Here is a 26,247-nt window from a genome sequence, read left to right on the forward strand (position 1 = left end):
GCCCTGGCAGGAGGATAACCAGCAGCCAATGGGATAAAGATTTGATTAGGAGAAACGGGAACTAACGTTTCTGGTGTAATTTGTTGTAAAATTTGATTTCAGGCAACAACTACAGGCGGGAGGATTGAGCGGCCCGGTAGCAAATTCGGCACGTGCAGGTTCTGGATTGAGGCGTGTGAGAAAATCAGGCCGGGAATTCGTGATTACCGAATAATGAGGTGCGTTGTGGTTAAGGAGAAGGGCTTGAGTGAAAATGTGTCATTGGGAAATGAGGAACTGGAGTCTCTGGCCACCGAGTTCAGGTCGATATTTGATATTCAGCACAGAAAATATGGCTTTCCTGCCAGGACCTACCGGAATTGTTTTGTCGGTGAAGAAGCGGTTGCCCGCCTTCTCGAAACCGGCATGGCCATAGATGAAGGGGATGCCTTGCGTCTTGGCAATCTTCTCATGGCGCATGGGGTGTTCCACCACGTGCAGCGAGCGCATTCGTTTAAAAATGAATATCTCTTTTATCGGTTTGCTGTCGATGAGGATCATGGCGGGGTGGCTGCTGAAGCGAGTCAGGAATCCTGGGTCAAATGGGCCGATTTTTTGAGTAGCGGAGGGGCCGGCAGGAGAGGTGAGAAGGTATTGCAACCGACTCTCCCTGAGCCGGATGTCAATCTCGCCAGTATGGATCAGGTTTGCCTCGAAGAAGTGGGGATCTCGCCACTCGATGAATATAATGCACAACTTCTTGATAATGTCCATCCCAGAGCCTGGCGTGATCCTGAACCGAAGCCGAAATATAACCTGGTGGTGATAGGTGCCGGAGCCGGTGGATTGATTACAGCAGCGGGCGCAGCGGGCGTTGGTGGCAGGGTGGCGTTGGTGGAGTCACATCTTCTCGGAGGAGACTGCCTGAATGTGGGCTGTGTACCTTCCAAGGCGCTTCTTGCCTGTGCAAAGGCGGCGGCCCATACCCGTGAGGCCCATCACTATGGAGTGCGGATCGAAGGGGAGGTCCGTGTCGATTTTGGTTTTGTCATGGAGCGGATGAGGCGGCTGCGAGCACAGATCTCGCCGGTGGATTCAGCTGCACGGTATGCGAACCAGCTCGGTGTCGATGTCTTCCAGGGCAGGGCAAGATTTATTGGTAAAGACCGGGTGGAGGTTAACGGCAAAGAACTGAACTTTGCAAAAGCTGTGATTGCGACCGGAGGAACTGCGGCTTTGCCGAATATCCCGGGGTTAAAAGAGTCACGGTATCTGACCAACAGCTCAATATTCAATCTTACAGAGCTGCCGGAACGTCTTGGAGTTATAGGTGTTGGCCCGATCGGAATGGAGCTGGCCCAGGCATTTCAGCGTTTTGGCTCCAGGGTTACGGCCTTTTCCAGATCTGGCAGGATATTGCCCAAAGAGGACAGGGAAGCAGCAGAGCTCGTCAGGGAATCTATTGAAAGAGATGGTGTGAAGATAGTCTTTCATGCACAGTACCAGAGGATTGAGGGCAAAGATAGTGAAGCTCCAATCCGGTTGGTTCTTGCAAAGGACGGTGGAGAAGAGGTGCACGAATTTGATGCGCTTCTGGTCGCGGCGGGTCGAAAACCAGCGGTTGCTGATCTTGGTCTTGAAAAGGCGGGGGTGGATTTTGACAGTCGCAAGGGCGTGCTGGTCAACGATCAACTGCAGACCTCAAATCCGGATATCTTTGCTGTGGGGGATGTTGCCGGGCGCTATCAGTTTACTCATATGGCCGATTTCATGGCACGGCAGGTGATAAAGAATGCACTGTTTTTCGGCAAGGATAAAGTATCTGAGCTGATAGTCCCATGGGCCACCTATACCGATCCGGAGGTCGCCCATGTGGGGCTGTACCAAAGGGACCTCAAAGAACGAGATATCGCCTATACTACCTATAGCCGCGAGTTCAGACATCTGGACCGGGCCATAGTTGATGGCCGGGAACAGGGGTTTGTAAAGATTCATGTTTCCAGAGGGAAAGGGAATATTCTCGGTGCCACCATTGTGGGTAGTGGGGCTGGAGATATGATCAGCGAGATAACGCTGGCGATGCAATCGGGGACAACTTTAGGGAGCCTTGCCGCTGTCATACACCCATATCCCACAATGGCGGAGGCGATTCGTCAGTGCGGCGACGCGTACAATCGAGATCGGCTTACTCCGACCATAAAGAGTATTTTTCACAATCTGATGGCCTTGAGACGGTAGGCAATTGCCGGATTTTTATATTCTAAGCTGATAGTTAAGCATAACAATGGAAAGACGAACATGAAAAACACATTTGGTCTGGCCGGCCTGGCGGTAATGGGCGAAAACCTGGTGCTGAATATCGAATCACGAGGCTTTTCCGTTTCTGTTTATAACCGCACGTATGCGAAGACGGAAAAGTTTATGGCGGGCAGGGCCCGGGGGAAAAATATAACGGGCTTCGAGAGTGTGAAATCATTTGTTGAGAGTCTTGAATCACCGAGAAGAATCATGATGATGCTGAAGGCTGGTGATCCGGTGGACCAGTTTATTGACCAGCTCATTCCTTATCTTGAAGAAGGTGATATCATCATCGACGGGGGTAATTCCAATTATCACGATACCATACGCAGGCTGGAGTATGTCGAGCAGAAAGGGTTTCGCTTTATCGGCAGCGGTGTTTCCGGCGGGGAGGAGGGAGCGCTGAAAGGCCCCTCGATTATGCCCGGTGGTTCTGCAGCTGCCTGGCCCTATCTTGAACCTGTATTTATGGCAGCGGCTGCTAAAGTTGATGACGGTACTCCCTGCTGCGCCTGGATGGGGCCCGGGGGATCAGGCCACTTCGTGAAAATGGTGCATAACGGCATAGAGTATGGCGATATGCAATTGATCTGCGAGGCCTACCATTTCATGAAAGAAATCATGGACATGGATAATAATGAGATCCACTCAACATTTGCCCGTTGGAATAAAGGGGAGCTGAGCTCCTACCTGATAGAAATTACCGCGGAGATCATGGCTTTTCGCGATCAGGAAGGCTTTGCCGTGGTCGACAGAGTTCTCGATGCCGCAGGCCAAAAGGGCACAGGCAAGTGGACTGTTGATGCCTCACTTGATTACGGGATCCCGCTCTCGCTGATTTCAGAGTCGGTATTCGCTCGCTGTTTGTCGAGTTTTAAGGAGTTGAGAACGGAGGCGTCAAAAGTTCTTTCAGGGGATGTGGCGAAATTCGCAGGCGACAAACACGCTCTCCTGGAAGATCTGGGTAAAGCACTCTATTGTGCCAAGATTATCTCATATACCCAGGGATTCGGGTTGTTGCAGGCAGCGTCGGAGGAGTATGGCTGGCAGCTGAATTATGCCGATATTGCCCGGATATGGCGTGGCGGGTGTATAATTCGTTCGGCATTTCTCGACCGCATAGCCGAGGCGTATACTGAAAATCCGAAGCTGGCCAACGTGCTGCTGGCGCCGTATTTCAGAGAACAACTTGTCGGTTCGCAGATGAGCTTACGGCGGGTGGTTGCCACGGCGTTGATGGCAGGCATTCCCATGCCCTGTCACAGTGCAGGCATCAACTATTTTGACGGATTACGGACCCAAAGGCTGCCTGCCAACCTGCTCCAGGCCCAGCGCGATTATTTTGGCGCGCATACCTACGAGCGTGTTGATAAACCGCGTGGTGAGTGGTTTCACACCAACTGGACCGGCAGGGGCGGGACGACTACTTCAACAAGCTATTCGAAATAGTGTCCGCCGAAAAGACGGAAACGCTTAGCGACGGTGTTGATTGCGCTTATCCATCACAATGGGAACGGCGGGTCAGATAAGGCCAGCCGTTTTCCAGAAAGGCTTGATGTTCAGAGCTTCTGTTAAATACTCTTCCCAGTGTTCCTCCGAATTGTCATTGCCGAATCGTCGCCGGTACTCCAGCCTGATCATATGCCGCACCTTGTGGCTGGTTCGGCGCCACTCTATTGCCAGATCGTAACGTTGCTCCGGTGTCATCACTCTTCTCCCCCCGATGTTTTAAAGATATGGAACAAATTACCGGGGCTGTCTTACTATTACCTTAAAGTCCCTGCTTATACAGGATAAAATATCTTGGTTATCACCAATCCTCAGCTTAAAAAGGTGAGGAGAGAACGTCAGGCGTTGGGCGTGAGGCGTTGGGCGTTGTGGATTGTAAAGTGGTTATCTCCTATAATAATCAATTATGTCGGATTGTTGAGGAGTCCTGTTTGGTTTTTAGTTGTACTCCCAGGCCACTTGTTCCTGCTCCTCCTCACAAATCTTATGTCGGGAAGGTAGGAGCCAGCACTCCACCCGGCACGTCAGGCAAATTTGCTGATTATCAGATGTGCACTGAAAAGAGTCGAATACGATTATGATAGTTGGGTGATTTCATTTAATAGGTGATCCTCTTGTTGGTGTTTCGTCGGTTAGATGTGATTGGCAACCCCATTGTATTTTGAGGTAGAATTAAACACGAAGCGTTGCAAATTCAGGTAGACCCGCCTGATTGAAGCGGGGCGCGTTAACGGAACAGGTTGCAGGGATTGAAATAATATGGAAAAATCAATTGCTTGTGGGCTGTTCCCTGTGGTGGAGTTTTGACCGGTAGATATTCGTTGTTCAAATACTCAAACCTGGGTGGGCTATGGATACTGATCATCCCGTCGGGAAAGCGACAGACTTTGAGTTGGAGAAGTTATTCAACTCTATTACGGATATAATATCAGTTCATGACAGGAACTTCAGGATCGTCCGGGCGAACAAGTCGTTTTACAGTTTCATTGGTAAATCGCAGGAGGATCTGCTGGGCAAGCACTGTTATGAGGTGTTTCACGGGAAAAGTGAGCCATGGCCAAACTGCCCGTACAAAAAGAGCCTGGAATTTAACAGTACAGTCAGCGAGGTAATTGAAGACGACAATTTGCCTGTGCCTTTGCTGGTAAGCTGTTGCCCCATCTATGATGAAACAGACCAGATTGTTGCTGTTGTCCACATCGCCCGCAATATCTCCCGGGAGAGGCATCGCGAACGAAAGCGGGAAGAGCTCATAAGAGAATTGAGTGAAGCTCTTACCGAACTGAAGGTGCTTAACGGAATTTTGACAATCTGCGTGTCATGTAAAAACATTAAGGAAGGTGATGGCGCCTGGGTACGTATTGAGAAATTCATAGCTGAAAATACCAAGGCGACGTTCAGTCATGGAATCTGCCCGGATTGCGCTCAAAAGCTCTATCCTGATCTCGATGATGAGTAACGCTGGTCTTTGAGCGTTAAAGATGTCTCTGACCTAATCGACTGTTCACAAAAACACTGTCAAACAATTCTCATGACCTTCAACCTGCGCGAACTTCTGCTGCCGAGAACACTTCAGCAGCGCAATATGTATTATATAATCTTGCCCACGATGATCATTTTGCTGGTTGTCGGGGTGGTCTGCTTGCGCCTTGCCCGCGATGTTTTGCTGGAGCAGTGGGAACAGACGGCAGTCGCCCGTATGCAGCAGGCCGCTCACCATGTTGATATGCTGCTGATGCAGCCAAAAGAACTGCTGTTTATGTATCAGGAGAATCTGGAGCAGAACCAAAACAGACGGGTGGCAAGCTATCTGCTTGATGAGATTCGACAGCAGGAGGGAGTGATTACAGCTCAGGTCATCTGGTATAATAATGAAAGCAGATCCGGTGAGAGGGGGCATGTAATGGAGGGAATGCGCGTCAGGCGCAAGCAGCCTCTTGAGCTTACGATCCCGGAATATGATGCCGAGTTGAAAGGTCCCACGACATCGCTGGTAAGTGAGTTTTATAACAATGATGGCCAGCGCGTGGGAAGAGTGGAGGTGAAAATCCTTTTTTACAGCCTTATCAAGGACATTGTCGATTCTGAGGTCTGGCAGGAAAATTTGGCCTTCATCGTCGATAACCAGGGTAACGTCCTGACCCAAAAAAACATTCTCGAGTTTGATGATCAGTACCGGGTAAACGAGAAATTCGGGGAAGGTGGAAGGCTGGAAAAAATTACCATGGAAGAGATCAATAAAAAGCATCACGGCATTGTCTATGGTGCCGGAATGCCGCCGGAACGGGTGAGTGCTTTTTATCGATTGCAGGAGGCGCCCTGGGCATTGGTTGTGGTCGCACCGGGAGAGAGGATTCTTAAGGATATTATCACTTTTCGCCGCTATTTTTTCTGGGTGGCGGGTATCGGTATGCTTACTGTGCTGATTTTTATCAAGCTTGCGACCAGCGCTCCAGCAAAATTGATCAGAAACGTCTCGGAGTCGGCCCATAACCTGGCAAATGGTCAATTTGGGCCGGAGTTGGAAGAGAGAGGGCGGGACGAAGTAAGCCAGCTGGTGAGAAATTTTAACGTCATGACCCGGCAGCTCAAGGAGCGGATGGAGTTGCAGGAAGCAATGACCGTTGCCAGGGAAGTGCAACAGAACCTGCTGCCAAAATCAAGCTACAAAGAAGATGGCATAGATATCTTCGGGCTGAGTCAATACCACGATGAAACGGGTGGCGATTATTATGATATACTGCCTGATCCGAAGAATTGTCAGCGGGTTGGGGTTGTCGTGGGCGATGTGGTTGGGCACGGCATCGGCGCAGCGTTGCTGATGGCATCTGTGCGGGCGCTGGTCCGTTGTCGAAGTGAACAACCGGGAACCCTGGTGGAGGTCGTCCGGGATGTCAATGAGCTGCTATACAAGGATACTGAAAAGACAGGCAATTTTGTGACTCTGTTTTTTCTGGTTGTTGAGCGGGACAAAAATATTCTTCGCTGGGTTCGTTGTGGTCACGAGCCTGCCATACTGTATGACCCGGCTGCCAGAGAATTTGTCGAGGTGAGGGGGGACGGCCTGGTTCTCGGCTTTGATAAGAATTGGCAATTTCAGGAAAACAGTATTGAGATAAAAGATCGAGAACTTCTGCTGATGATCGGCAGTGATGGTATATGGGAGGCCCAAAACACCTCGGGAGAGTGTTTTGGCAGGGCGCGGGTCGAAGCGCTTATGCTTGCCAACTCAGCCTGCACAAGTGAAGAATTGTGCAGAATTATCACAGACGCGGTAATTCATTTTTGCGGTGAAAAATCGCTGGGAGATGACGTTACCCTGGTTATGGTCAAAATTAATAGCAATGGGCAGGCTGTGACCTGAAAAAGGCAAGACACATGTCACCCGTAAATTTCGTGTTAAGGCCGAAGATGATTATTCTGGAAATTTTTAAAGATAGCTCTGCAATAGCACCCCTGCGAGTTGACAGCGAGGTCAAGGAGCCTGTGAATGGCTGAAAAGAAGGCGACAGAGCTGACCCGCAGATCGATTTTTTACTGGGTGCTGCATGGAAATCTCAAACTCCAGCTGCTCCTGTTATTCATAATTCTCCTCGTGGTTGTGGCCAGGGTTTTGCCGCTTGAGATGCAGAAGAGGATCATCAATGACTCGATCGCTCTCCGAAAATTCGACAATCTCATTCTCTATTCCTGCATTTACCTGGCAGCCGTCGCGGCGGCAAGCGGGCTGAAGCTGGCTATCAACTATATACAGACCATCATCGGCGAAAAGGCCATGGTGGAGATGCGCAGGGAACTCTACAGGCATATCGTAACCCTGCCTCTTTCCTTTTTCAGAAAAACCCAGCCGGGAATGGTTGTCTCTTCCCTGGTAACTGAACTGAGCACGGCAGGAGCATTTGCAGGTATGGCGCTTTCGGTGCCGGTCACTAATATTTTAACCCTGCTGGCCCTTGGCGTTTATTTGCTATGGTTGAACCCTAAGCTCGCAATGGCGACACTGGGAATATATCCTTTCATAGTATTTGTACTTCCGCGCATGCAGAAAAAAGCCAACATTGCCAATGCCGAGCGGGTGGATCTTTCCAGAAAATTCTCAAGCCAGATAGCCGAGTCGATCACGGGAATTCAGGAAGTCCAGGTTCATGGTGCCTATACCAGGGAGAATGTAAAATTCGGGTTGTTGGCGGAGGCGCTCAGAAAGGTCCGAATTCGCTGGACGTTACTGCGGCAGGGTATAAAGACGACCAACAACTTCTTTGTCAGTCTGGGCCCGTTCATCGTCTTTATTTTCGGTGGTATTCTTATCCTGCGTGGTGAACTTGAGTTGGGTGCCATGGTGGCTTTTCTGTCTGCCCAGGAGAAGCTCTATGACCCCTGGAAGGAGCTTGTTGATTATTACCAGGTGTATCAGGATGCGCAGGTAAGGTATTCGCGCACTATGCATCAATACTCGGCCATGCCCGATTTTGACCCGACCATCACCAGGGACGAGCAATTGACCCTGCAGGGGGAGATCGAGATTAAAAATCTCGTCTATCAAACGCCGGAAGGCGCCCGGTTGCTCGATGGCGTGAGCATGAAACTTGCACCCGGGCAGCATCTGGCTGTGGTTGGTTTTTCAGGAAGTGGCAAGTCAACACTTGTTCAGTGTATTGCCAGAATGCACAAGTACCGATCGGGCACCATCACCCTGGATGGTCATGACCTGCTTGATTTCACCAAACAGGATATAATTAAAAATATAGGCTACATCTCCCAGAGCCCATTCGTCTTTACAGGAACCATCAGGGAGAATCTGCTTTATGCAGAACGGGCTGTAAGCGAGATTGCGGCTACACCGGAGAACCTGCCGCAACTTGAAGCACCTCCGCTCGACAGAATGATTCTTTGCCTGCAGCAGGCTGGTTTGTTTGTTGATGTATTGAGATTTGGGCTCAAATCACTGCTCGACAATTCCGATACGGCAATGATGGAGAAAATAGTGCGCATGCGCGCAAATTTCCGGAAGAATTTCGGCGAGCAACTGGCAGATTATGTGGAGTTTTATCAGGTCGATGTGTTTCTCTATCAGGCGACGCTGGCAGAGAATATCCTGTTTGGTATGTACCATGACAGAAGCTGGAATATCGACCGGCTCATCGGCCATGATGACTTTAAAGCGTTCATCAGGCATGCAGGTCTTGAAGAATTGCTGATAGACCTCGGTATTGAGATCGCCCATCAGACCGAAGATATACTCTCTGGTTTTGGCTCGGTGGAGATGTTCTTCAGGTTTAGCCCTGTTGAACCTGAACGTATGCAGGACTACCGGTTATTGCTGGATAGAATCCGGCCTGCGGAAAATTACCGTATGGCTGATGCTGACAAGCAATCCCTGATTCACCTGGCCCTTAATTACAGCCCTGGACGCCACAAGGTCGCAACCTTTACCGACGAGATTGAAAGGGAGATTCTTAATGCGAGAAAAGCCTGGGTAAGCTGGAGTACTGAGAAATATCCTAAAAGATTCAGTCATTACGATGAGAAAGAGTATATTGTTGATGAGCCCATTCTCAACAATATTTTCTTTGGCAGAGTTGTGACAGATCTGCCCCACGCCCAGGAAAAAATAAATATAGCCATGATCCAGTTACTCATTGAAGAAGATCTTCTTGAGCAGGTCGCGAGCATTGGCATGGATTTCGGGGTCGGTAGTATGGGAGACAAGCTTTCCGGCGGGCAGCGGCAGAAACTGGCAATTGCCCGTGTTCTGCTGAAAGAGCCGAGAGTGATTATTATGGATGAGGCGACATCTGCCCTGGATAATAAGTCTCAGGCCCGTATTCAGCAGTTGATGGATACCCGCTGGAAAGGGAAATCGACGGTTATCTCTGTGGTTCACCGACTCGATTCAATTGCCAATTTTGATTTTGTGGCGGTGATGAAGGCGGGAAAAATTATCGAGTTCGGCAATTATAAGGAATTGATGAAAAAGAAGGGGGTGCTCCATGAGCTCGTCTCTGGAAGACGGTAAAAAGCATGTTTCAGAACTGCAGCGTAATCTGGAAATAGTCAGAGAAATCGAGTTTTTTGAAGGTTTTCCCCCAGAGGTGGTGAAGCTGATCGCATATCTCTTTGAGCAGGGGAGATATCGGGCCGGTGACGTTTTGATAGAGAGAGGCGATGATCCGGGAATGGCATTTTATATAATTTCAGGGGCTTTGGGGGTCTATCTGGAGGTGGACAAAAAAGAGAGACTCCTGAGAAGTTATGGCGAAAAAGAATTCATCGGGGCCTTTTCTCTGGTGGGCAGCATGCCGTCCCTGTTCACCCTGAAAGTGGAGGAACCTTCGACACTGCTCATTCTCAACCGGGATCAATTTTTGACTATTCGTGAAAAACACCCGCAGCTTGCGCCTCTGTTGAGGAAAACGATGTTAAAGCAGTTGAGGCTCTGGGAGCAGAGGAACCTGGAAAACCTGGATCTTTGTTGTCTACAAAAAGTGGGCGTGACCCTATTATAAAGAATGAACGTTACTTTTCAACTGACAGACGCCACCCTGGATCAACTGGATACGCTCAGTAATGCGATAGAGAATCTTCAGGAGTCAATCCAGTGCTCAGACAAGCAGATGTTTGAAATTCTGCTGGTCATAGAGGAGTTGTGCGCTAATGTTGTAAGGCATGGGAAAGGTAAAAACATAGAAATATCCCTTGTTAAGGACTGGGATCAGCTGATCATTACCATGGTCGATGACGGCGCGCCTTTCGATATAACCAAGCAGCCATTGCCTGACACCTGTGAAGCTTTGGCGCAGCGTGTACCGGGAGGGCTGGGGGTGCATCTGGTACATTGTTATACTGACAGTATTGAGTACCAGCGCCGGGACAAAAAGAATGTAACTGTGGTTCGTAAAACTATAGATTAGCAGAAGACAGGGAACTATCGTAGAACTGGAGCCATCTGCAAATCGTCACAGACAGCGGGCGGTTGCCCGGTGTGAATATTTTCATGAGGCTTTAAATATGGAATTTACCATTGCAAAGGAAGCAAACACAATCATTGTAAAACCGGTCGGTCGGCTGGATTCGCTCACATCACCCGATTTTGAAAGAGAGATGGAAGAGTATGTGCGCACACCGAAAAACAATTTGCTGCTGGATTTTAACGATCTGGATTATATATCGAGCGCCGGACTCCGGGTGGTGCTGAATGTGGCGAAGGTGTATCGGGGGATTGACTGGCAGTTTGCAGCATGTAATATGCAGGATCATATCCGCGAGGTTTTTGAAATTTCGGGATTTGACAGTTTTATCAAGATCCATAATTCCATTGGTGATTTTATTCTTGCCCAAGGAGATTGATAAACGCATTTGTTGCCATGGAGGTACGCATGATCACCACGTATCCATTTTATTTTCAATATCAGGTTCGACCGACGGGTGAAAACGATGGATATTCAGACCTGAGCGGTGCGATAGCGACAGTGATGGTTTTTGCCGAGGATATTGAACTTGCCAAGGCGAGGGCTGGACGGCATGTGGCAAGGAACCACTGGGAAATCATAGAGGTCAAACGGACCATGATGGTGCGCAGACATCATGTGGAAAACATGGAAGGCATGCTGAAGTCGGTTTATAAAAAGGCGGAGCAGGCTGGCGTGGCAGCTGTTTTCGATGGGTGGTACAGCTCTGGTACAAGGGTGCAGGCCTGAAAGAGATTCTACAGCAAAAGAAGAATCTTATCGGGTCGCGATTCCTGCAAAGATTTGGCCTGGCAGAAATTACAGGCAATTAACAGGTAAGGACGAAAGGCGTGAAGGATACTATTGGAGAGAAGCTGGTAGAAGCAGTGAAAGAACCGCAGAAATCACAGAGCCATGAAAGTTTCGTGAAGGCAATGGAGCTGAGTAAGGCGTATGCCAGTTCAGGCTCAGTTACCCACTACAGTGCCGTGGCCAGAACTTTTTATGAACTGTTTGAAATGTTTGAAACAGGTAAGGATCCCAGACAGAAATAGCATGTTCGGAGCATAGAGACAAGGTCGCCGGGGCTGGCATGGGGTCACCTGTTTTGTGGATGACGCCGCTTGAGGTAGTGACCCAGCAAGGCGGGATTTTTCTCGCTTTTGGGGACTATCTTTTTCAGGTACTGGATATTCTTTTCGATATAATCGAGATAGAGATTTTTATCTATGCCCCACCACTCCCTGAAATGGGTCTGCATTGCAAGGCATCTGTTTTTGAACTGAACGGCTAGTCTGTTTTCAATAACTTCATAGTAGAAGGTTGCCGTTCCCCGCATCAGGTCCATCGAGGAGTCGAACTCTTCAATGCCGGCATCTTTTTGTTCCATATACAACAGTGGAAGGCTCTCCAGGTAATACCTGTCCCCCATTTGGGCGAGAATATCAGCAGTGCCGAGCACGTGGCCGGTCAGTTCGATCTCTTCCGATTCAAAAGGCAGGGTTTCCGGCTTTATATCCAGATTTGTACAGTTGATAATTGGTTCACAGTTGTCAACGTAGGCGCCGGGCAAGCCAAGCTCATAAATATATTCCCTGGCGAAGTTTATTGAGCGTTTCTCGTGGCATTTGAGATAAGCGGAGCCGTTTGATTCTGAATCATGAATTGTGAGAAGCATGCCGGTATCGTGGAAATACGCGCATAATATGCCAAGTTTTATCACATCGTCCGGCAAATGATGGCCGTCGCATTTCAGGCCATGAAAGAGCCGCATCGTGGCCAGAACAACACTTCTGGTATGGCGGAGGTCATGATATTTGATGTTACTTTTTCGAAAACCTTGCTTTTTGCCATCAAATATTGCGTCAATATCATTATGCAACCGGATGATAAAACCATCTTCCGTGGCTGGAAGCAGATCATTGGAAATTCGGATCAGTTCCGGGAGCGGATCTGTATCGGTACCACTCTCGAAGACATTTCTCAATTCGATATCAGAGAAATTGCGTGGAGTGGACTCAGGAAGCTCGTCGTGCTGTTTCAGGGCTTCCTCGGTTTTATCAGCCTGCCAATTCGTCATACGGTAATCCTATCTATTCAATTGATCCAAAGCAATTGAAAGATAAATTTATTAATGATTTCGGTGTTAACGGCTGATATTGCCCTATTCGGAGAGAAATTGCAAAAGACTTTTTCCATACTGGATTTTAATCATTTCAATATGCTACTATTGGTGATTGTAAATCCGTAATTGTCAATATTTGGAACCAAATCCAAAAGGTTGCGAAATATACAGCATGGAAAAACCTAAGGATAGTGCCAAAATACTCGTCGTGGATGACGATAGCCCTGTGCGTTTGGCGCTGAAGGCTATGGTCACTTCGCTTGGTTACGATTGCCTGGTTGCCGAGGGGGGCGAGCAGGCGCTGGCGATTATGGCGGAAAACGATATCGACATGGTGTTGTCAGATATTGTCATGCCCGGCATGGATGGTATGGAGCTCCTTGGAAAAATCAAGAAAACACATAAAGATACCGATGTTATAATTGCTACGGGCTTTAGCGGCAGGGTCAATTATGCCGATGTAATCAGCGCGGGCGCCATGGATTTTATCAAGAAGCCGATAGAGCTTGCAGAGTTGGAAGCAAAGCTTGCCAGAGGCTTCAGGGAGAGGGCTCTGGTACGGCGTCTGGAGCAATTGTCGCTCAGCGATGGTTTGACCGGGCTTTTGAACAGGCGTGCCTTCGACCAACGATTCACCAGAGAGGTTGAGCGTGCGAATCGTCAGGGCTATCAGCTTTTCCTGGCAATCATTGACGTGGACAGATTCAAGGAATTCAACGATACCTACGGTCACCAGGAGGGTGATCAGGTGTTGGTGGCTCTGGCCAGGGTAGTCGTCGATTGTACCCGGACTAATGTGGATATGTGCTTCCGTCTCGGTGGAGATGAATTTGCAATCCTGCTGCCGCAGACGAATTCAAGGCAGGCTCAGGGGATAATGAAAAGGGTGCTGAATGGCTTTAATGCGTATCAATTTGGTACAACTACTCTTTCCATAGGCCTGGCAACATGCAGGAGAAATATTGATGTGCCGGTAGCTGAAGATGAAGAGATGATGAAGGCCAGAGCAGATCAGGCAATGTATGACGCGAAAAACAGCGGCAGAAATCGTATCGTCTGTCGCGGCTGAGTCGGACTTTCTATAAGCCGCTACTCCCTGGAATCATTGTGCAATCTACTGGTAGGGAAGAGTGTTGTAGCTTTACCTTGTTACTCCTGTCACCGTTCTCCTCACGCCGAACTCCTTGCAGCGAAGCTTCAGCAGTAATCAGATAAAAAAAGCCGTAACTCCTATAGAGAGTTACGGCTTTTTCTTTTCAGATTATCCTGTAGTTGCCTTCGAGCTGAGCAGAATCCTAGTCCAGGGCTTCTTTCTTGAACATTTTATCAGGCTCGACCGGATAAACTCCGTTGAAACAGGCAAGGCAGAAGGCATTTTTATCCATGCCGGTCGCTTCCACGAGGCCTTCGAGGCTCAGGTAGTGCAGGGAATCGAGGCCGAGGTATTTGGCGATTTCGTCAATGGTCTTCTGATTGGCAATCAACTGCGATTCGGAAGGGAAATCGATACCATAATAGCAGGCGTTGCGAGTCGGAGGACAGCTGACCACCATATGCACCTCTTTGGCGCCTGCCTCACGCAGGGCACGGACACGGCTCTTGCCGGTCGTTCCGCGAATGATGGAATCCTCAACGATAATTACTCTTTTATCTTTCAGGAAACCCCGAACCGGATTGAGCTTCACGCGGACATTAAAGTCGCGCATGGACTGTGTTGGTTCAATAAAGGTGCGTCCGACATAATGGTTTCGGATAACGCCCATCTCCAGCGGAATGCCGGATGCCTGGGAGTAACCGAGAGCGGCGTAGTTGCCAGAGTCGGGAAACGGCATTACAAAGTCGGCATCGATCTTGGCTTCTTTGGCCAGGATTTCTCCCATCCTTTTGCGGGCCATGTACACACTGGTGCCGAAAATATCAGAGTCGGGGCGGGCAAAGTAGACCTGTTCGAAGATACAGAAGTTCGTCTCCTGTCTTGGCCAGGGGTAGAGTGAGCGCATGCCCTCCTTGTCGAGAATCAGCATCTCACCCGGAGCGATATCGCGAACGTACTCGGCGTCAACGAGGTCGAGAGCGCAGGTTTCAGAGGCGACAATATAACCACCATTGGTCAATTTACCGAGACACAAGGGGCGGAAACCGTCCGGGTCGCGCACTGCCACCAGGGTATCGGGGGTCATAACCAGCATGGAGTAGGCACCCTTCATGGCCCTGAAGGTTTCTTTTAACGCATCTTCGAGCCCCTTCTTGGCGGCGCGTACCATCAGGTGAAGAACAACCTCGCTGTCCATTGTGGTCTGGAAAATTGAACCGCGATCTTCCAAAACACGACGTAATTGCATGGAGTTGGTCAGGTTGCCATTGTGGGCGACAGCAAGTGTCGTCCCCTGGTGGCTGACCATCAGTGGTTGAGTATTTACAATGTTGGAGGCACCGGTGGTGGAGTAGCGCACATGGCCGATGGAGATGTTGCCCTTGAGCCGCTGAAGGACATCTTCAGAGAATACCTCGGGAACCAGCCCCATATCCTTGTGCATGCAGACCTTCTTGCCGTCGGAGGTGACGATACCGGCACTCTCCTGACCCCGGTGCTGCAGGGCGTAAAGGCCGAAGTAGGCGAGTTTTGAGGAATCATCGTGCCCGTAAATACCGCAAACTCCGCATTCATGGGTTGGTTTCAGTGAGTTGTGGTGAATGGTGTTGTCTGACATAAACCCGTCCGTTGAAGTACATTCTGCAAGAGGAATACGTGTCGTTTCCATAAGCTGGAATTCCGATCGGCTCTACGCAGAGGCTTGAAATTAAAGGAAAACTAAATAAACTAGGCTATTGGGCTTAGCTTGGTGCAAAGCCCATCTTGTACCATGTGATACTATAATTCAACAAGAAAGAACGTCTTGGAGATACTTTATAAACGAGAATACCATGCTTTAGCGTTCGTTATAGAGTGCATAACCGTCGTTAGATGTTCTTATCTATACTGATAATGCCGATTTCCTCATCAGGCTGCTGATTCACACAATGAACAGCTTAATTGCCGGAGGCAATTCCATAAACAAGTTCTGTAACCCGCACCAGATGGTTCAGATCCAGTTGCTCGTCGGTGGTGTGTACTTTTTCCATACCGGTGGCGACAATGGCAGTGGGGATGCCGAAGCCATTGAGTATATTGGCATCGCTTCCTCCACCGGCAATCACGAACTGCAACTCTCTTCCCATTTGTTCACCGACCTTTTGGATGCGTTGAATAACGGGTGATTCGATTTCGAGCAGCATCGCCGGATAATCTGTGGTGGTCTGGATGGAAAGTGCAGGCTTGAGAGTGTTTTCAGGGGATGGATTCTGCCAATCCTCTATCACCTGCTGAAAGGTGTCCGCGATCAGCCTGGTTTGTTGCTCAAGCTTCTCGATTTTATGGCTACGGACCTCTCCTTCGATGATCACTGTTTCCGGAACGATATTGGTTGCCGAGCCACCGCTGATAACGCCGAAATTGGCAGTAGTTTCGTTATCAATTCGTCCTAACTGGATACTGTTGATTGCTTTAGCCGCAACCTGGATGGCGCTGATGCCTGCTTCCGGGTTGAGCCCGGCATGGGCGGCAGCACCGGTCACTTCAATGCGAAACTTGTTGGCGGCCGGAGCGCCTATCACCACACTGTCGATGCCGCTGGAGTCCAGGGCGTAGCCATATTTTGCAGTGATGTTGGAATGCTCGAGGTGCTTGGCCCCGAGCAGGCCGACCTCCTCGCAGGTTGTCAGCACCACTTCGATGAGTCCATGCTCAATTTTCTGTTCTTTGAGAATAGTGAGTGTCTCGATAATAGCGGCAATGCCGGATTTGTCATCCCCGCCAAGTATGGTCTCGCCCTTGCTGGTGAAGATGTCGCCGGTGCGTACAACTTCGACACCTGTGCCGGGTTGTACGGTATCCATGTGAGCAGAGAAGAAAACGCCTTCAGTATCGTCTTTGGTCGCATTGAAGCGGATGATCAGGTTGCCGCACTCACTGCCGGTTCCTGTGGCTGAATTATCTTCGATGATTTGATCTGCACCGAGGGAAGCGAACACCTCTTTCAGATGATCCGCAACCGACTTTTCACTTCGCGACGGGCTGTCAATCTCGCACAGTGTGGTGAAGGTTTTGGCTATACGTTCTCTATCGATATATTGAGTCATGCTGTCTCCTGCTGACTAGTTGGCTGAAGTGAGTAAAACAACGGCGTGGCAGCTAATGCCTTCGCCCCGGCCGGTATATCCCATCTTCTCTGTGGTGGTGGCTTTGAGGTTGATGGCATCTTCGGGTGCCTGGCAGCTTTTCGCCAGCACCTCTTTCATCCTGGGGATATGGGGGGCAAGTTTTGGTTTCTGGCACACCACAGTGATATCGGCGTTACCGATCCTGTAGCCTTTTTTCCTGGCAAGCTCAATGGTTCGATCAAGTAGCTTGATTGAATATATATCCTTGAAAGCACCGTCACTGTCGGGGAAATGGCTGCCGATATCGCCGGCACCCAACGCGCCGAGAATCGCATCACACAGGGCGTGGGTAAGCACGTCGGCATCGGAGTGGCCGGCAAGGCCCAGCTCGTAGTCGATCTCAATGCCGCCCAGCACAAGTTTTCTCCCCTCGACAAGCCGGTGGGCATCAAAGCCGTGGCCTATCCTGCAGGCGGCCGCCCCCTCGGGTGCGTCGGGCGACGGGTTGTCGTTTTGTAGTGATCTCTGCATAATGATCTCAGCCAGTGCCAGATCTTCGGGTCTGGTGATTTTGAGATTAGTCTCCTCGCCCATGACCAGAGTCACAGGGATCCCGGCGTGCTCAAGCAGCATCGACTCGTCGGTGACATCTTGACCGGCAGCGGCCTGATACCCTTTTCTCAACAGGGCGAGGGTGGCGGCCTGGGGGGTCTGGGCCTGCCAGAGACCTTCACGGTCTACGGTATCTGTAACCAGGTTGCCGTCTCCACCCCGCTTCAGGGTATCCTTAACGGGAACTGCGGCAATTGCTGCGCCATGCTGCTCCACCGCCTGACAACAACGGTCGATCAGCTCAGAGGAGAGCAGGGGTCTTGCCCCATCGTGGACCAGCACGATTTCAATGTCATCGTCCAGCGCCTCAAGTCCGTTGAAAACCGAGTCCTGTCTTCTACGGCCACCGGCGGTGACAATAAGCGACGGGCAGTTAAGGCCGTGTTCGGCCAAAAGGTGCTCGGTCTTTTCCAGCCACTCGGCAGGGACCGCAACGACGGTCTGATCAATGGCCGGATGGCGGACAAAAGCCCGGACGGTATGGACCAGAATCGGAGCATCTCCGAGGGAGTGATACTGTTTGGGATGATTGGATTTCATCCGGGTGCCGGAACCGGCCGCAGGGATGATGGCGGCAACTTTCGATGTCATTACGTCAATAGTTGAAAATAGAAGAAGGCTGCCCCGATCTGTCAACAAAAGTGTCAGCAGCAGAACAGCCTCAAAAAAAATTGGAGTGGGCTATAAGCCGAATTCTGTCTCCCCTTGCGGGGCCATGATCATTTAACTGGGATGCTGATCGCTCAGCACCTCTTGCAACCTACCCGGAGATTTCGAGCGGGCAACTCTCAAGCATCTCTCTATTTGGTCTTGCTCTGGATGGGGTTTACCGTGCCTCTCTTGTCGCCAAGAGAGCGGTGAGCTCTTACCTCGCCGTTTCACCCTTACCTGAAAAATCAGGCGGTTTAATTTCTGTGGCACTTTCCCCCGGTCACCCGGAGTTCGTGTTACGAACCATCCTGCCCTGTAGAGTTCGGACTTTCCTCTCCGGCACCAGGGCCGGAGCGATCATGCGCCCACTCCAAAACTTACAATAATGAGAAAGCTGAAAAGATGAAAGTGTAAAGATCAGCCTTCGCACATACCCTGCATGCCTGGGCAGGCAGCAGGTCAACTTCTATGTTGTTCTGCTCTAAAGCAAAACCCGTATCGCGATCATGCGCACCTTACGATACGGGATATGCAGCTTCAGTCCGCAGAACAGGCGCAGCCGGTGCTTATTCGGCGGTGACAGGCTCCTGGTGATAGACGATACGCTGGCACGACGGGCAGTCGAGCATGGTGTCGCCTTTCAGCAGCATGTTGTATTTCTGGGGCGGGATTGACATAAAGCAACCCTGGCAGACGCCCTGGAGTACATTGGCAACCGCCAGACCGTTACGGTGTGAACGGAGGGTGTCGTACTTTTTCAGAAGGCGGGCCTCGATAACCTGGGCCTGATTGGCGCGCTGGTTATCTTTGGATTTCTTGCCCTTGTTGATGGCCTCGATGGCGTCACGAACTTTGGCTTTTTCTTCTTCGACCAGCTTCTTCTCGCCTTTGAGCAGGTTTTTCTCCTCATCGATCTGAGTGGACAACGCTTCAGACTGTTCCATGAGAGCGACGATTTTGTCTTCGTTCTCCTTGACGCTTTTCTTGCCGTCTTCGATCTCTTTTAAGAGAGCGGTCTGCTCACGTCCGGTCTGGACCTGCATCATCTTGGACTGACGATCCTTGACGTGATCGAGCTTGTCACTTGCTTCAGTCTCAAGGACACGCTTTTCTTTTTCAATTTCAGCAATTTGCTCGGTGAGGTCGGCGATATTCTGCTCGCGCTGGGCAAGGGCGGTAATACGCTCATCAAGGGCATTCTGTTCAGACTTGATCTGGTTGTCGATTTGGTCAATTTCCAGGTCAATGCCCTGGAGGAGGATGAGCTGAGCTATGTGATCGTTCAAGGTACTTCTCCTGTCTGGGGTTATGCTTTGGTAAAGCTGTCTTGTTGCAGGCAGACAAAAGGGTGCTTCTCTTGTCTTGACTGCATTATTTTTATTTTCCAGCCATTGGCTGAGGCAAGCCGTTCGAGCTTGGTTGCCAGCAGTTGTACCGCAGGCTGTTCTGTTCCGTAATGGGTGCCTTCAATAAGGCAGAAGTCACGTTCTTCCGCCCAGCGGGCGATATTGTGTTTGATCTCACCGGTGAGGTAGATATCCGCACCTGCTGCATATGCCGCTGGGGCAAAATCTGAGCCACTGCCACCGCAAACCGCTACCCTGCTGACAAATTCAGGCATGGGGCCTGCAACCTGCAGCGTAGGTAAGTCAAGAACGTCGATGGCTTTGGCGATAAAGTCGGTGATGGGCAGTGGTTGCTGAAAACTGCCTATGCGTCCTGTTCCAACACCTGGTTCGGCAGAGCCGGCTGCGGGAAGCAGTGGTGTAAGTTCTGTAAGGCCAAGAGAGGAAGCGAGAATGTCGCTGACGCCTTCTTTGGCGCTATCGAGATTGGTGTGGCAGGCGATGATCGAGATTTTTTGAGAGAGGGCTTTTTCGAGAATCTTTCCCTCGGGGGAGGCGGTGTTGATGTTGGGCAGGGGGCGGAAGATAACTGGATGATGGGTGAGGACTGTGTCGGCGCCCAGGGATGTTGCCTCGTCCATCAAGGCGTTTGTTGCATCCAGGCCAATTAATACTGAGCGTATCTCCTGGTCTGGATTGCCGACAAGCAGGCCGACGTTATCCCAATCTTCCGCAAGATCGAAGGGAGCCTCCCGATCTAGCGCGGCGAGAATGTCAGAAATTGTTACTTTCATAAGAAATATTCTGTAATTTCAATGCCACAATAAAAAAAGGTACAATCCTCTGGATTGTACCTTCAACTTCGTACCGTCTTGGACGGGACTGTAGACCCGAAACGACGCTGGTAGAAAAGGGTTGGTTTAATACCTCCCCTGTATATATATGTCGTTTTTGTTGTACTCAAGGAACCCCAGGCCTATGGTAAATCACTTTGTTATGGTGGGCGCAGTAGGACTCGAACCTACGACCGACCGGTTATGAGCCGGTGGCTCTAGCCAACTGAGCTATGCGCCCTTCGATAATGCAACACAGTATATAAAGTGTAACGGCTAAAAAAGTCAATGCAAAAATGAGGGCGCATTTAAAAAACAGCTTTACACCCGAACAAAATAGTACCGAAATTTGCTTTGACCAGTCTCCCTGGCAAAAAAACGCAGGAGAGCTACAATGTCATGGAAACAGTATGCGATGTGAATTAACTTTAACACTCCTGTATTTTTGTAAAAATATGACATTGGTGGGCCTGGTTAGAACATATTGCAACCCGGTTTAAAGTATGACTCAAATGTTTACAGTGCTCCCGTTGTGCTCAATGAGGCTTGATTTTGATCTATAATAACCTGCTGCTCTTTCTGGTTGCCATATTCCTCTTCGCCATGGATACCGTGCCTGAGGCCCCGATGCTCTCGCCCTGGTATGGGATCGGTATCTTTGTTCTTTCACTCTATGGCTATGAGAGAATCTGCATTTATATCTATTCCCGCCCATGGGCCCGGCGCTCTGCGGGCTACTTCGCCGCAGAAAAGCGTTTGTCCCTGATGGCATTGATCATCTTCGGGGCAGGGGCGCTCTATCTCAGCGATGCCAAATATTACCTGTCGGCATTTTCGCTGGGTGACAGGGTCCCGGCGCTGGTGAATATTGCCGGGCTTTTCCTGTTTATGCTGTATCTTGCCGTTATGTGGCGGGTTGCCAGGCCGCGCTATGAAAAAATATTTGGTCGTGAGTACACCCCGGCCGAATTTGTCGCCTTGAATATAAGAGCCAACCTGCCAATCGTACTGCCCTGGATCATTCTTTCAGTCTGTTATGACCTGCTGGTACTGCTGCCCTATCATGGCATGCAGAAGTTGCTCGCGTCAAGCTGGGGGGACCTGGCCTTCTTCGTCCTGTTCCTGCTCTTTGTGGTGTTGTTTTTCCCGCCGCTGGTGCGAAGATTATGGGGCTGTAAGCCGTTGCCCGATTCAGAGCTGAAAAGTGAGCTGACCCGTTTTTGCCAGAGCCAGAATTTTCGGGCCAGGCTCTACGAGTGGCCGCTCTATGAAGGCAAGGTGCTTACAGCCGGGGTAATGGGTATCGTGCCGGGCCTTCGCTATGTGCTGCTTACGCCCGCGATAATGCAATCAATGAGCAGGGAGGAACTCGAGTCGGTGATGGCCCACGAGATCGGCCATGTTAAACGCCATCATCTGCTGCTGTACATTTTTCTGATCGCAGGTTTCAGCCTGTTGGCCACTCTCTTGATAGAGCCGTTCGCTTCATTTCTGATATCGCATCCCCTGTTTGTAGATGCAGTGATCACCACCGGCATGGATGTGGAAACGCTGGTCTCTGTAATCAGCGCGGTGCCGCTGCTTATTTTTCTTGTCATCTACTTTCGGTTCATCTTCGGGTACTTCATCCGCAATTTTGAACGACAGGCAGACTTGCATGTCATTGGTGCAGTAGGGCATGGCCGGGCTCTTGTTTCTGCTTTTGAGAGAATCTCCTGGCTCAGCGGCGGTATTCGGGAAGAAAAGAACTGGCATCACTTCGGTATCGGTGAACGGATCGATTGTCTGCAGGATGCGGAACGTGACCCGTCCACAATTTCCCGTCACGACAGAAAAGTACGCAACAGCCTGCTGGTTTATGGCCTGGTACTGGTCATAGCCGCAGTTGCTGCATGGCAAATTCCCGACAGACAATCATCCGTCACCGGCCAGGAGAGGGTGATACTGCACATGGCGCAGAAGGAGCCGGACAAGGCCCTGTGGCAGTTGCTGGTTGGTAACCTGATGATGAGCAGAAAGATGGAGGCCCAGGCTCTGGCGGCGTATGAAAAGGCCTTCAGCCTCGAGCCGATCAATCCGGAGGTGATGAACAACCTGGCCTGGCTGTTGCTGACCGCAGAGGACAAGAGCCTGCGCGAGCCCTTTGAGGCACTCACCCTGGCTAAAGCTGCTGCGACTCTCGCCCCGAGAGGTCATATTCTCGATACCCTCGCCCATGCGTACTGGGCAAACGGCATGAAGGAAGAAGCAGTTCAGGCCGCCAACCAGGCCGCGCTTGCCGACCCGGAACGCAGACGCTTCTATCAGGGCCGCGCTCTGCAGTTTGAGCAGGAAGTTTATGAATGATCGAAGTGAGGAAATTGAAGTGAGGAGTGAGGTGTATGGGGATAGGAGGAAAACTTTATTGGCCACCTCACTCCTCACCCTTTCTCCTCACAGTGAAGTTGTGAAACACTGAACCAGCAATAACCATAAATTAAGATAGATAGAACGAGGTATAAATGCCGTTATTCGGAGCACATGAGTCAGTAGCAGGTGGTTTGCATCTGGCCTTTAAACGTATAGAGAGTGTCGGCGGTGATTCACTGCAGATTTTTACCCGCAACCAGCGCCAGTGGAAGCCGAAACCGCTGAGCGAGAAAGAAGTGAAAGACTTTTTGACGACTCGTGAGAAATATTCAGGAATGCCGGTGGCATCACATGCTTCGTATCTGATCAACCTGGCGACGGCCAAAGAGGAGCTGCTGGAAAAATCGGTGGATGCGCTGGCGATGGAATTTACGCGCTGCCATCAACTGGCTGTTCCTTACGTGGTTATTCATCCGGGTTCCCACGGTGGAGACGGTGTGGAAGCAGGGCTTGAGCGTTTTGTTGCCGGCATGGATAACGCCTTGGAGTCGGGATATGATGATGTGATGCTCCTGATCGAAACCACGGCCGGGCAAGGTACAGGGCTGGGAAGCCGTTTTGAGGAGATTGGCTATATTCGGGCCAATTCGAAATTTCCTGAGCGTATCGGGGTGTGTGTCGATACCTGCCATATTTTCGCGGCAGGCTACGATCTGCGCACCGCGGAGGCGTATGAGACGACCATGCAGGCGCTTGATGAGCATGTCGGCGTGGAGTATGTGAAGTTCATTCACCTGAATGACTCGAAAAAAGATCTCGGTTGCCGTGTCGACAGGCATGAGCATATCGGTGATGGCATGATTGGCCTGGAGGGTTTCCGCCTGCTGGTGAACGACCCTCGCTTTGCAGAAATGCCCATGACGCTTGAGACACCAAAAGGCGAAGACCTTGCGGAAGACCGGGAGAATATCGCCAAGCTGAAGAATCTTCTCAACTAGCCCGGATATTTCACGATTCTGGCGGATTCATGTGCAAGGCATCAAGGGTGAAGCTGTAGCAGTTTACCGCAAGCCCTTGATAACACTGCACATGAGTCTGTCAGAAACGCCCAAAGGGTGAAACGTCAGACTCTGATCACGGGTACAAGCTGTACCCTGAAAATAGAGGTATTGTTAGACCCAAGTGACCGATACAATTTGGTAAAATATCATTCACTCAAACATTTCATGAAATATTCGGGCTAGAGCCCTGTCTTAAGGCGGTTGTCCCGTGGTAATTCCCTGAAGACACTTGCATTCGTGCCGGGAGTAGTGAACTATACATTTTCTTTACATGGCAGGTGTGTGAACGAAGATAAAACGGGAATTCTTTTTAAAAAATCGAGGCGTGCGGGAATTTTCACCGCAGACATATGGAGATATGTGTCGAAGATGAAAGCCGAAGCGCACCGAAAAGTTAAAAGAAAAGAGCCGTTTTAGAGGTGGTGGGGAGAAGAGAGCAACAAGAGATATTAGGTGGAAGATGAAATTTTTGAACAGTGATGCGCTTCTCGACATGCTGGTTCGGCATGGTGTGATGAACGTCAAGCAGCGTCAGTTTATTACCCTTGAGAAGGGCAAGCAGCGTCAGAAGCTGATAAAGCAGGCCCAGAAGGCCAGGGTTGCCGAGAAAGCCAACCCCGACCTGGTTGACATAATTGTCTCATTCCAGATGCAGGTTCCCGGAACCAAAGGGGAGATTCTGGACGAAGAGACCATTATGCGGGTGGTGAGCAAAGAGCATGACCTGCCGTTTAAAAAGCTCGATCCGCTTGATCTCGATATGGATATTGTCACCAAGACAATCCCCAGGAATTTTGCCATTAAACAGCTTATCCTGCCGGTGGGCATGCAGGATGGAGTGCTCGAGGTGGCAATCTACCACCCGGACCATCAAGCAGTATTGACGGATATCGAGCAGGCCAACCAGGTGAAAGTCCGGCCCTGTATCTCCACCAAAAGTGATATCAGGCGAATTGTCAGTGAGTTTTTCGGGTTTCAGAAGTCGATCAGCGCGGCTGAAGATCATATCGGTGTTATCAGTCAGGGCAGTGCCTCCGTCGATATCGGCAATCTTGAGCGCTATGTGAAGATCTCTTCGGCCAAAGAGATTACTTCATCAGACCAGCATATAAAGACCGCGGTCAACCATATCTTCAACTATGCCCTGGAGCAGCGGGCCAGTGATATCCACATAGAGCCCAAGCGCGAAGTGACCATGATTCGCTTTCGCATAGATGGCGCGCTGCACACAATTTATAAGCTGCCCAAAGCGGTACACTCCGCCATTACCTCCCGCGTCAAGTTCCTGGCCCGGCTCGATATCGCCGAGAAGAGAAGGCCGCAGGACGGTCGCATCAAGATCGGTGTAAAAGGCGAAAAAGATGTGGAAATTCGAGTGTCAACCGTGCCGGTCTCCTTTGGCGAGAAGACCGTTATGCGTATCCTGGATCCGGATGTGATCTTTCAGGATGTGAACCAGCTCGGTTTTTCCAGGCGCGATCTGTCGGTATATAACTCCTTTATCAATTCACCCCACGGCATCGTGCTGGTTACCGGTCCCACGGGTAGCGGTAAATCGACCACCCTCTACTCGACCCTGAAGAAGATCGCCACGCCCGAGAAGAATATCGTCACCGTCGAAGATCCGGTGGAGATGGTCTACGAAGAGTTTAACCAGATCTCGGTGCAGCCGCTGATCGACGTAACCTTTTCAACCATTCTCAGAAATATCCTACGGCAAGACCCGGATATCATCATGATTGGTGAGATCCGCGATAAAGACACGGCGGCTCAGGCGGTACAGGCGGCCATGACCGGCCACCTGGTCTTTTCGACCCTGCACACCAATGACGCGGTCTCCTCGATCATCCGCCTGCAGGATCTCGGGCTGCAACCCTTCATGATCGCCTCGACCCTGCTTGGCTGCATGGCCCAGCGGCTGGTGAAGACCATCTGCCCGGAGTGCAAAACCACCGTCGAGGCAGACAGCCAGGAGCTGGCGAGAATAGGCTTCCCCAGCGCGGGCAGTGGTACTGTGACCTTGAGTAAAGGCGAAGGCTGCAGGCATTGCCGCGGCACCGGCTATCGGGGGCGCTGCGGTATCTTTGAGATTTTCCCCACGTCTTCTGCGATCAAGCGCATGACTGTGGAGGGCGAGTCCGGCGAGGTTATGCGACAGGTTGCAATCCGTGAAGGAATGACTACACTACGCGAGGACGCCTGGGCCAAGGTGAAGGCGGGTATCACCACCATTGAAGAGGCAATCCGGGTCACCGGCGAATAAAACCGGCTGATAGTGGCGCAGGGTTGCATTGATTTCGTGCAATCGCCGGGATTATAGTGTAAGTTGTGCTGCTG

At 50.5% G+C, this 26,247-nt stretch carries 21 protein-coding genes, 1 tRNA gene and 1 other RNA gene; 14 read left to right on the plus strand and 9 right to left on the minus strand.

Annotated elements, in window-relative coordinates; genetic code table 11:
* Positions 1-243 precede the first annotated feature (243 nt).
* The gene (locus ACN5NT_RS02445) at positions 244-2,217 is read left to right on the plus strand and encodes an FAD-containing oxidoreductase (RefSeq protein WP_419174365.1); all 1,974 of its coding nucleotides are present in this window, start codon (positions 244-246) and stop codon (positions 2,215-2,217) included.
* Positions 2,218-2,277: 60 nt separating this feature from the next.
* Positions 2,278-3,726, plus strand: a complete 1,449-nt coding sequence (gene gnd / locus ACN5NT_RS02450; protein ID WP_419174366.1) for a decarboxylating NADP(+)-dependent phosphogluconate dehydrogenase — start codon at positions 2,278-2,280, stop codon at positions 3,724-3,726.
* A gap of 72 nt (positions 3,727-3,798) precedes the next feature.
* Here gnd and ACN5NT_RS02455 read toward each other — a convergent pair whose 3' ends face one another.
* Entirely contained in the window at positions 3,799-3,984 is a 186-nt protein-coding gene (locus ACN5NT_RS02455) for a hypothetical protein (protein WP_419174367.1), read from the minus strand.
* A 652-nt stretch (positions 3,985-4,636) separates the two neighbouring features.
* Here ACN5NT_RS02455 and ACN5NT_RS02460 point away from each other — a divergent pair.
* From ACN5NT_RS02460 to ACN5NT_RS02495, 8 genes are all read left to right on the plus strand, one after another.
* A complete protein-coding gene (locus ACN5NT_RS02460) occupies positions 4,637-5,245 on the plus strand; it encodes a PAS domain-containing protein (protein WP_136799419.1) in 609 nt (202 codons plus the stop codon).
* Between the two features lie 126 nt (positions 5,246-5,371).
* On the plus strand, positions 5,372-7,150 hold the full coding sequence (locus tag ACN5NT_RS02465) for a SpoIIE family protein phosphatase (RefSeq protein ID WP_419174368.1): 1,779 nt from the start codon (positions 5,372-5,374) through the stop codon (positions 7,148-7,150).
* Between the two features lie 126 nt (positions 7,151-7,276).
* On the plus strand, positions 7,277-9,802 hold the full coding sequence (locus ACN5NT_RS02470) for an ABC transporter ATP-binding protein/permease (protein WP_136799417.1): 2,526 nt from the start codon (positions 7,277-7,279) through the stop codon (positions 9,800-9,802).
* Positions 9,777-10,292: a Crp/Fnr family transcriptional regulator gene (locus ACN5NT_RS02475; protein WP_136799416.1), complete on the plus strand. Its 516-nt coding sequence runs from the start codon at positions 9,777-9,779 to the stop codon at positions 10,290-10,292. Before ACN5NT_RS02470 ends, ACN5NT_RS02475 begins: the two co-directional genes overlap by 26 nt.
* Positions 10,293-10,295: 3 nt before the next feature.
* Entirely contained in the window at positions 10,296-10,697 is a 402-nt protein-coding gene (locus ACN5NT_RS02480; protein WP_136799415.1) for an ATP-binding protein, read from the plus strand.
* A 97-nt stretch (positions 10,698-10,794) separates the two neighbouring features.
* Complete coding sequence (locus ACN5NT_RS02485; protein WP_136799414.1) at positions 10,795-11,133, plus strand: STAS domain-containing protein; 339 nt, start codon at positions 10,795-10,797, stop codon at positions 11,131-11,133.
* A 29-nt stretch (positions 11,134-11,162) separates the two neighbouring features.
* A complete protein-coding gene (locus ACN5NT_RS02490) occupies positions 11,163-11,483 on the plus strand; it encodes a hypothetical protein (protein WP_136799413.1) in 321 nt (106 codons plus the stop codon).
* A gap of 101 nt (positions 11,484-11,584) precedes the next feature.
* Positions 11,585-11,788 (plus strand): hypothetical protein, encoded by a 204-nt coding sequence (locus ACN5NT_RS02495; RefSeq protein ID WP_136799412.1) that lies wholly within the window; start codon positions 11,585-11,587, stop codon positions 11,786-11,788.
* 44 nt (positions 11,789-11,832) lie between these two features.
* Here the strand turns inward: ACN5NT_RS02495 and ACN5NT_RS02500 are convergent, their stop codons facing one another.
* The gene (locus ACN5NT_RS02500; protein WP_419174369.1) at positions 11,833-12,813 is read right to left on the minus strand and encodes a hypothetical protein; all 981 of its coding nucleotides are present in this window, start codon (positions 12,811-12,813) and stop codon (positions 11,833-11,835) included.
* Positions 12,814-13,030: 217 nt separating this feature from the next.
* Here ACN5NT_RS02500 and ACN5NT_RS02505 point away from each other — a divergent pair, with 217 nt between their 5' ends.
* Positions 13,031-13,927: a diguanylate cyclase gene (locus ACN5NT_RS02505; RefSeq protein ID WP_136799410.1), complete on the plus strand. Its 897-nt coding sequence runs from the start codon at positions 13,031-13,033 to the stop codon at positions 13,925-13,927.
* Between the two features lie 226 nt (positions 13,928-14,153).
* On the opposite strand, the gene purF is transcribed toward ACN5NT_RS02505, so the two are convergent.
* The 7 genes from purF to ACN5NT_RS02540 form a co-directional block, all read right to left on the minus strand.
* Positions 14,154-15,569: an amidophosphoribosyltransferase gene (gene purF / locus ACN5NT_RS02510; protein WP_136799428.1), complete on the minus strand. Its 1,416-nt coding sequence runs from the start codon at positions 15,567-15,569 to the stop codon at positions 14,154-14,156.
* Between the two features lie 319 nt (positions 15,570-15,888).
* Positions 15,889-17,037 carry a M20/M25/M40 family metallo-hydrolase gene (locus tag ACN5NT_RS02515; protein ID WP_136799409.1) on the minus strand — a complete coding sequence of 383 codons (1,149 nt, stop codon included), beginning with the start codon at positions 17,035-17,037 and terminating at the stop codon, positions 15,889-15,891.
* Between the two features lie 15 nt (positions 17,038-17,052).
* Positions 17,053-18,261 (minus strand): 2-C-methyl-D-erythritol 4-phosphate cytidylyltransferase, encoded by a 1,209-nt coding sequence (ispD, locus tag ACN5NT_RS02520; protein ID WP_136799408.1) that lies wholly within the window; start codon positions 18,259-18,261, stop codon positions 17,053-17,055.
* A 77-nt stretch (positions 18,262-18,338) separates the two neighbouring features.
* An RNA gene (gene rnpB, locus ACN5NT_RS02525) (RNase P RNA component class A) lies at positions 18,339-18,694 on the minus strand.
* A gap of 193 nt (positions 18,695-18,887) precedes the next feature.
* The gene (locus tag ACN5NT_RS02530) at positions 18,888-19,607 is read right to left on the minus strand and encodes a zinc ribbon domain-containing protein (RefSeq protein WP_136799407.1); all 720 of its coding nucleotides are present in this window, start codon (positions 19,605-19,607) and stop codon (positions 18,888-18,890) included.
* A 20-nt stretch (positions 19,608-19,627) separates the two neighbouring features.
* Positions 19,628-20,461, minus strand: coding sequence for a Nif3-like dinuclear metal center hexameric protein (locus ACN5NT_RS02535; protein WP_136799406.1), 834 nt, complete (start codon positions 20,459-20,461; stop codon positions 19,628-19,630).
* A gap of 203 nt (positions 20,462-20,664) precedes the next feature.
* Positions 20,665-20,741, minus strand: a tRNA-Ile gene (locus ACN5NT_RS02540).
* A gap of 311 nt (positions 20,742-21,052) precedes the next feature.
* Here ACN5NT_RS02540 and ACN5NT_RS02545 point away from each other — a divergent pair.
* The 3 genes from ACN5NT_RS02545 to ACN5NT_RS02555 all read left to right on the plus strand — a co-directional run bounded on the left by ACN5NT_RS02545 (position 21,053) and on the right by ACN5NT_RS02555 (position 26,173).
* Entirely contained in the window at positions 21,053-22,846 is a 1,794-nt protein-coding gene (locus tag ACN5NT_RS02545; RefSeq protein ID WP_419174370.1) for a M48 family metalloprotease, read from the plus strand.
* A 155-nt stretch (positions 22,847-23,001) separates the two neighbouring features.
* Positions 23,002-23,847 carry a deoxyribonuclease IV gene (locus ACN5NT_RS02550; RefSeq protein ID WP_419174371.1) on the plus strand — a complete coding sequence of 282 codons (846 nt, stop codon included), beginning with the start codon at positions 23,002-23,004 and terminating at the stop codon, positions 23,845-23,847.
* A 523-nt stretch (positions 23,848-24,370) separates the two neighbouring features.
* Entirely contained in the window at positions 24,371-26,173 is a 1,803-nt protein-coding gene (locus tag ACN5NT_RS02555) for a GspE/PulE family protein (RefSeq protein ID WP_419174372.1), read from the plus strand.
* Positions 26,174-26,247 lie beyond the last annotated feature (74 nt).

Origin of the sequence: Desulfosediminicola sp. (assembly GCF_048381775.1) — a bacterium.
Lineage (GTDB): Bacteria > Desulfobacterota > Desulfobulbia > Desulfobulbales > Desulfocapsaceae > Desulfopila > Desulfopila ganghwensis.

Excerpts from the sequence above, each read along its gene's own strand:
- gnd (WP_419174366.1), top strand. The coding sequence starts at position 2,278 with ATGAAAAACACATTTGGTCTGGCCGGCCTGGCGGTAATGGGCGAAAAC.
- ACN5NT_RS02455 (WP_419174367.1), bottom strand. The coding sequence starts at position 3,984 with ATGACACCGGAGCAACGTTACGATCTGGCAATAGAGTGGCGCCGAACC.
- ACN5NT_RS02460 (WP_136799419.1), top strand. The coding sequence starts at position 4,637 with ATGGATACTGATCATCCCGTCGGGAAAGCGACAGACTTTGAGTTGGAG.
- ACN5NT_RS02465 (WP_419174368.1), top strand. The coding sequence starts at position 5,372 with ATGTATTATATAATCTTGCCCACGATGATCATTTTGCTGGTTGTCGGG.
- ACN5NT_RS02470 (WP_136799417.1), top strand. The coding sequence starts at position 7,277 with ATGGCTGAAAAGAAGGCGACAGAGCTGACCCGCAGATCGATTTTTTAC.
- ACN5NT_RS02475 (WP_136799416.1), top strand. The coding sequence starts at position 9,777 with ATGAGCTCGTCTCTGGAAGACGGTAAAAAGCATGTTTCAGAACTGCAG.
- ACN5NT_RS02480 (WP_136799415.1), top strand. The coding sequence starts at position 10,296 with ATGAACGTTACTTTTCAACTGACAGACGCCACCCTGGATCAACTGGAT.
- ACN5NT_RS02485 (WP_136799414.1), top strand. The coding sequence starts at position 10,795 with ATGGAATTTACCATTGCAAAGGAAGCAAACACAATCATTGTAAAACCG.
- ACN5NT_RS02490 (WP_136799413.1), top strand. The coding sequence starts at position 11,163 with ATGATCACCACGTATCCATTTTATTTTCAATATCAGGTTCGACCGACG.
- ACN5NT_RS02500 (WP_419174369.1), bottom strand. The coding sequence starts at position 12,813 with ATGACGAATTGGCAGGCTGATAAAACCGAGGAAGCCCTGAAACAGCAC.
- ACN5NT_RS02505 (WP_136799410.1), top strand. The coding sequence starts at position 13,031 with ATGGAAAAACCTAAGGATAGTGCCAAAATACTCGTCGTGGATGACGAT.
- purF (WP_136799428.1), bottom strand. The coding sequence starts at position 15,569 with ATGTCAGACAACACCATTCACCACAACTCACTGAAACCAACCCATGAA.
- ACN5NT_RS02515 (WP_136799409.1), bottom strand. The coding sequence starts at position 17,037 with ATGACTCAATATATCGATAGAGAACGTATAGCCAAAACCTTCACCACA.
- ispD (WP_136799408.1), bottom strand. The coding sequence starts at position 18,261 with ATGACATCGAAAGTTGCCGCCATCATCCCTGCGGCCGGTTCCGGCACC.
- ACN5NT_RS02535 (WP_136799406.1), bottom strand. The coding sequence starts at position 20,461 with ATGAAAGTAACAATTTCTGACATTCTCGCCGCGCTAGATCGGGAGGCT.
- ACN5NT_RS02550 (WP_419174371.1), top strand. The coding sequence starts at position 23,002 with ATGCCGTTATTCGGAGCACATGAGTCAGTAGCAGGTGGTTTGCATCTG.
- ACN5NT_RS02555 (WP_419174372.1), top strand. The coding sequence starts at position 24,371 with ATGAAATTTTTGAACAGTGATGCGCTTCTCGACATGCTGGTTCGGCAT.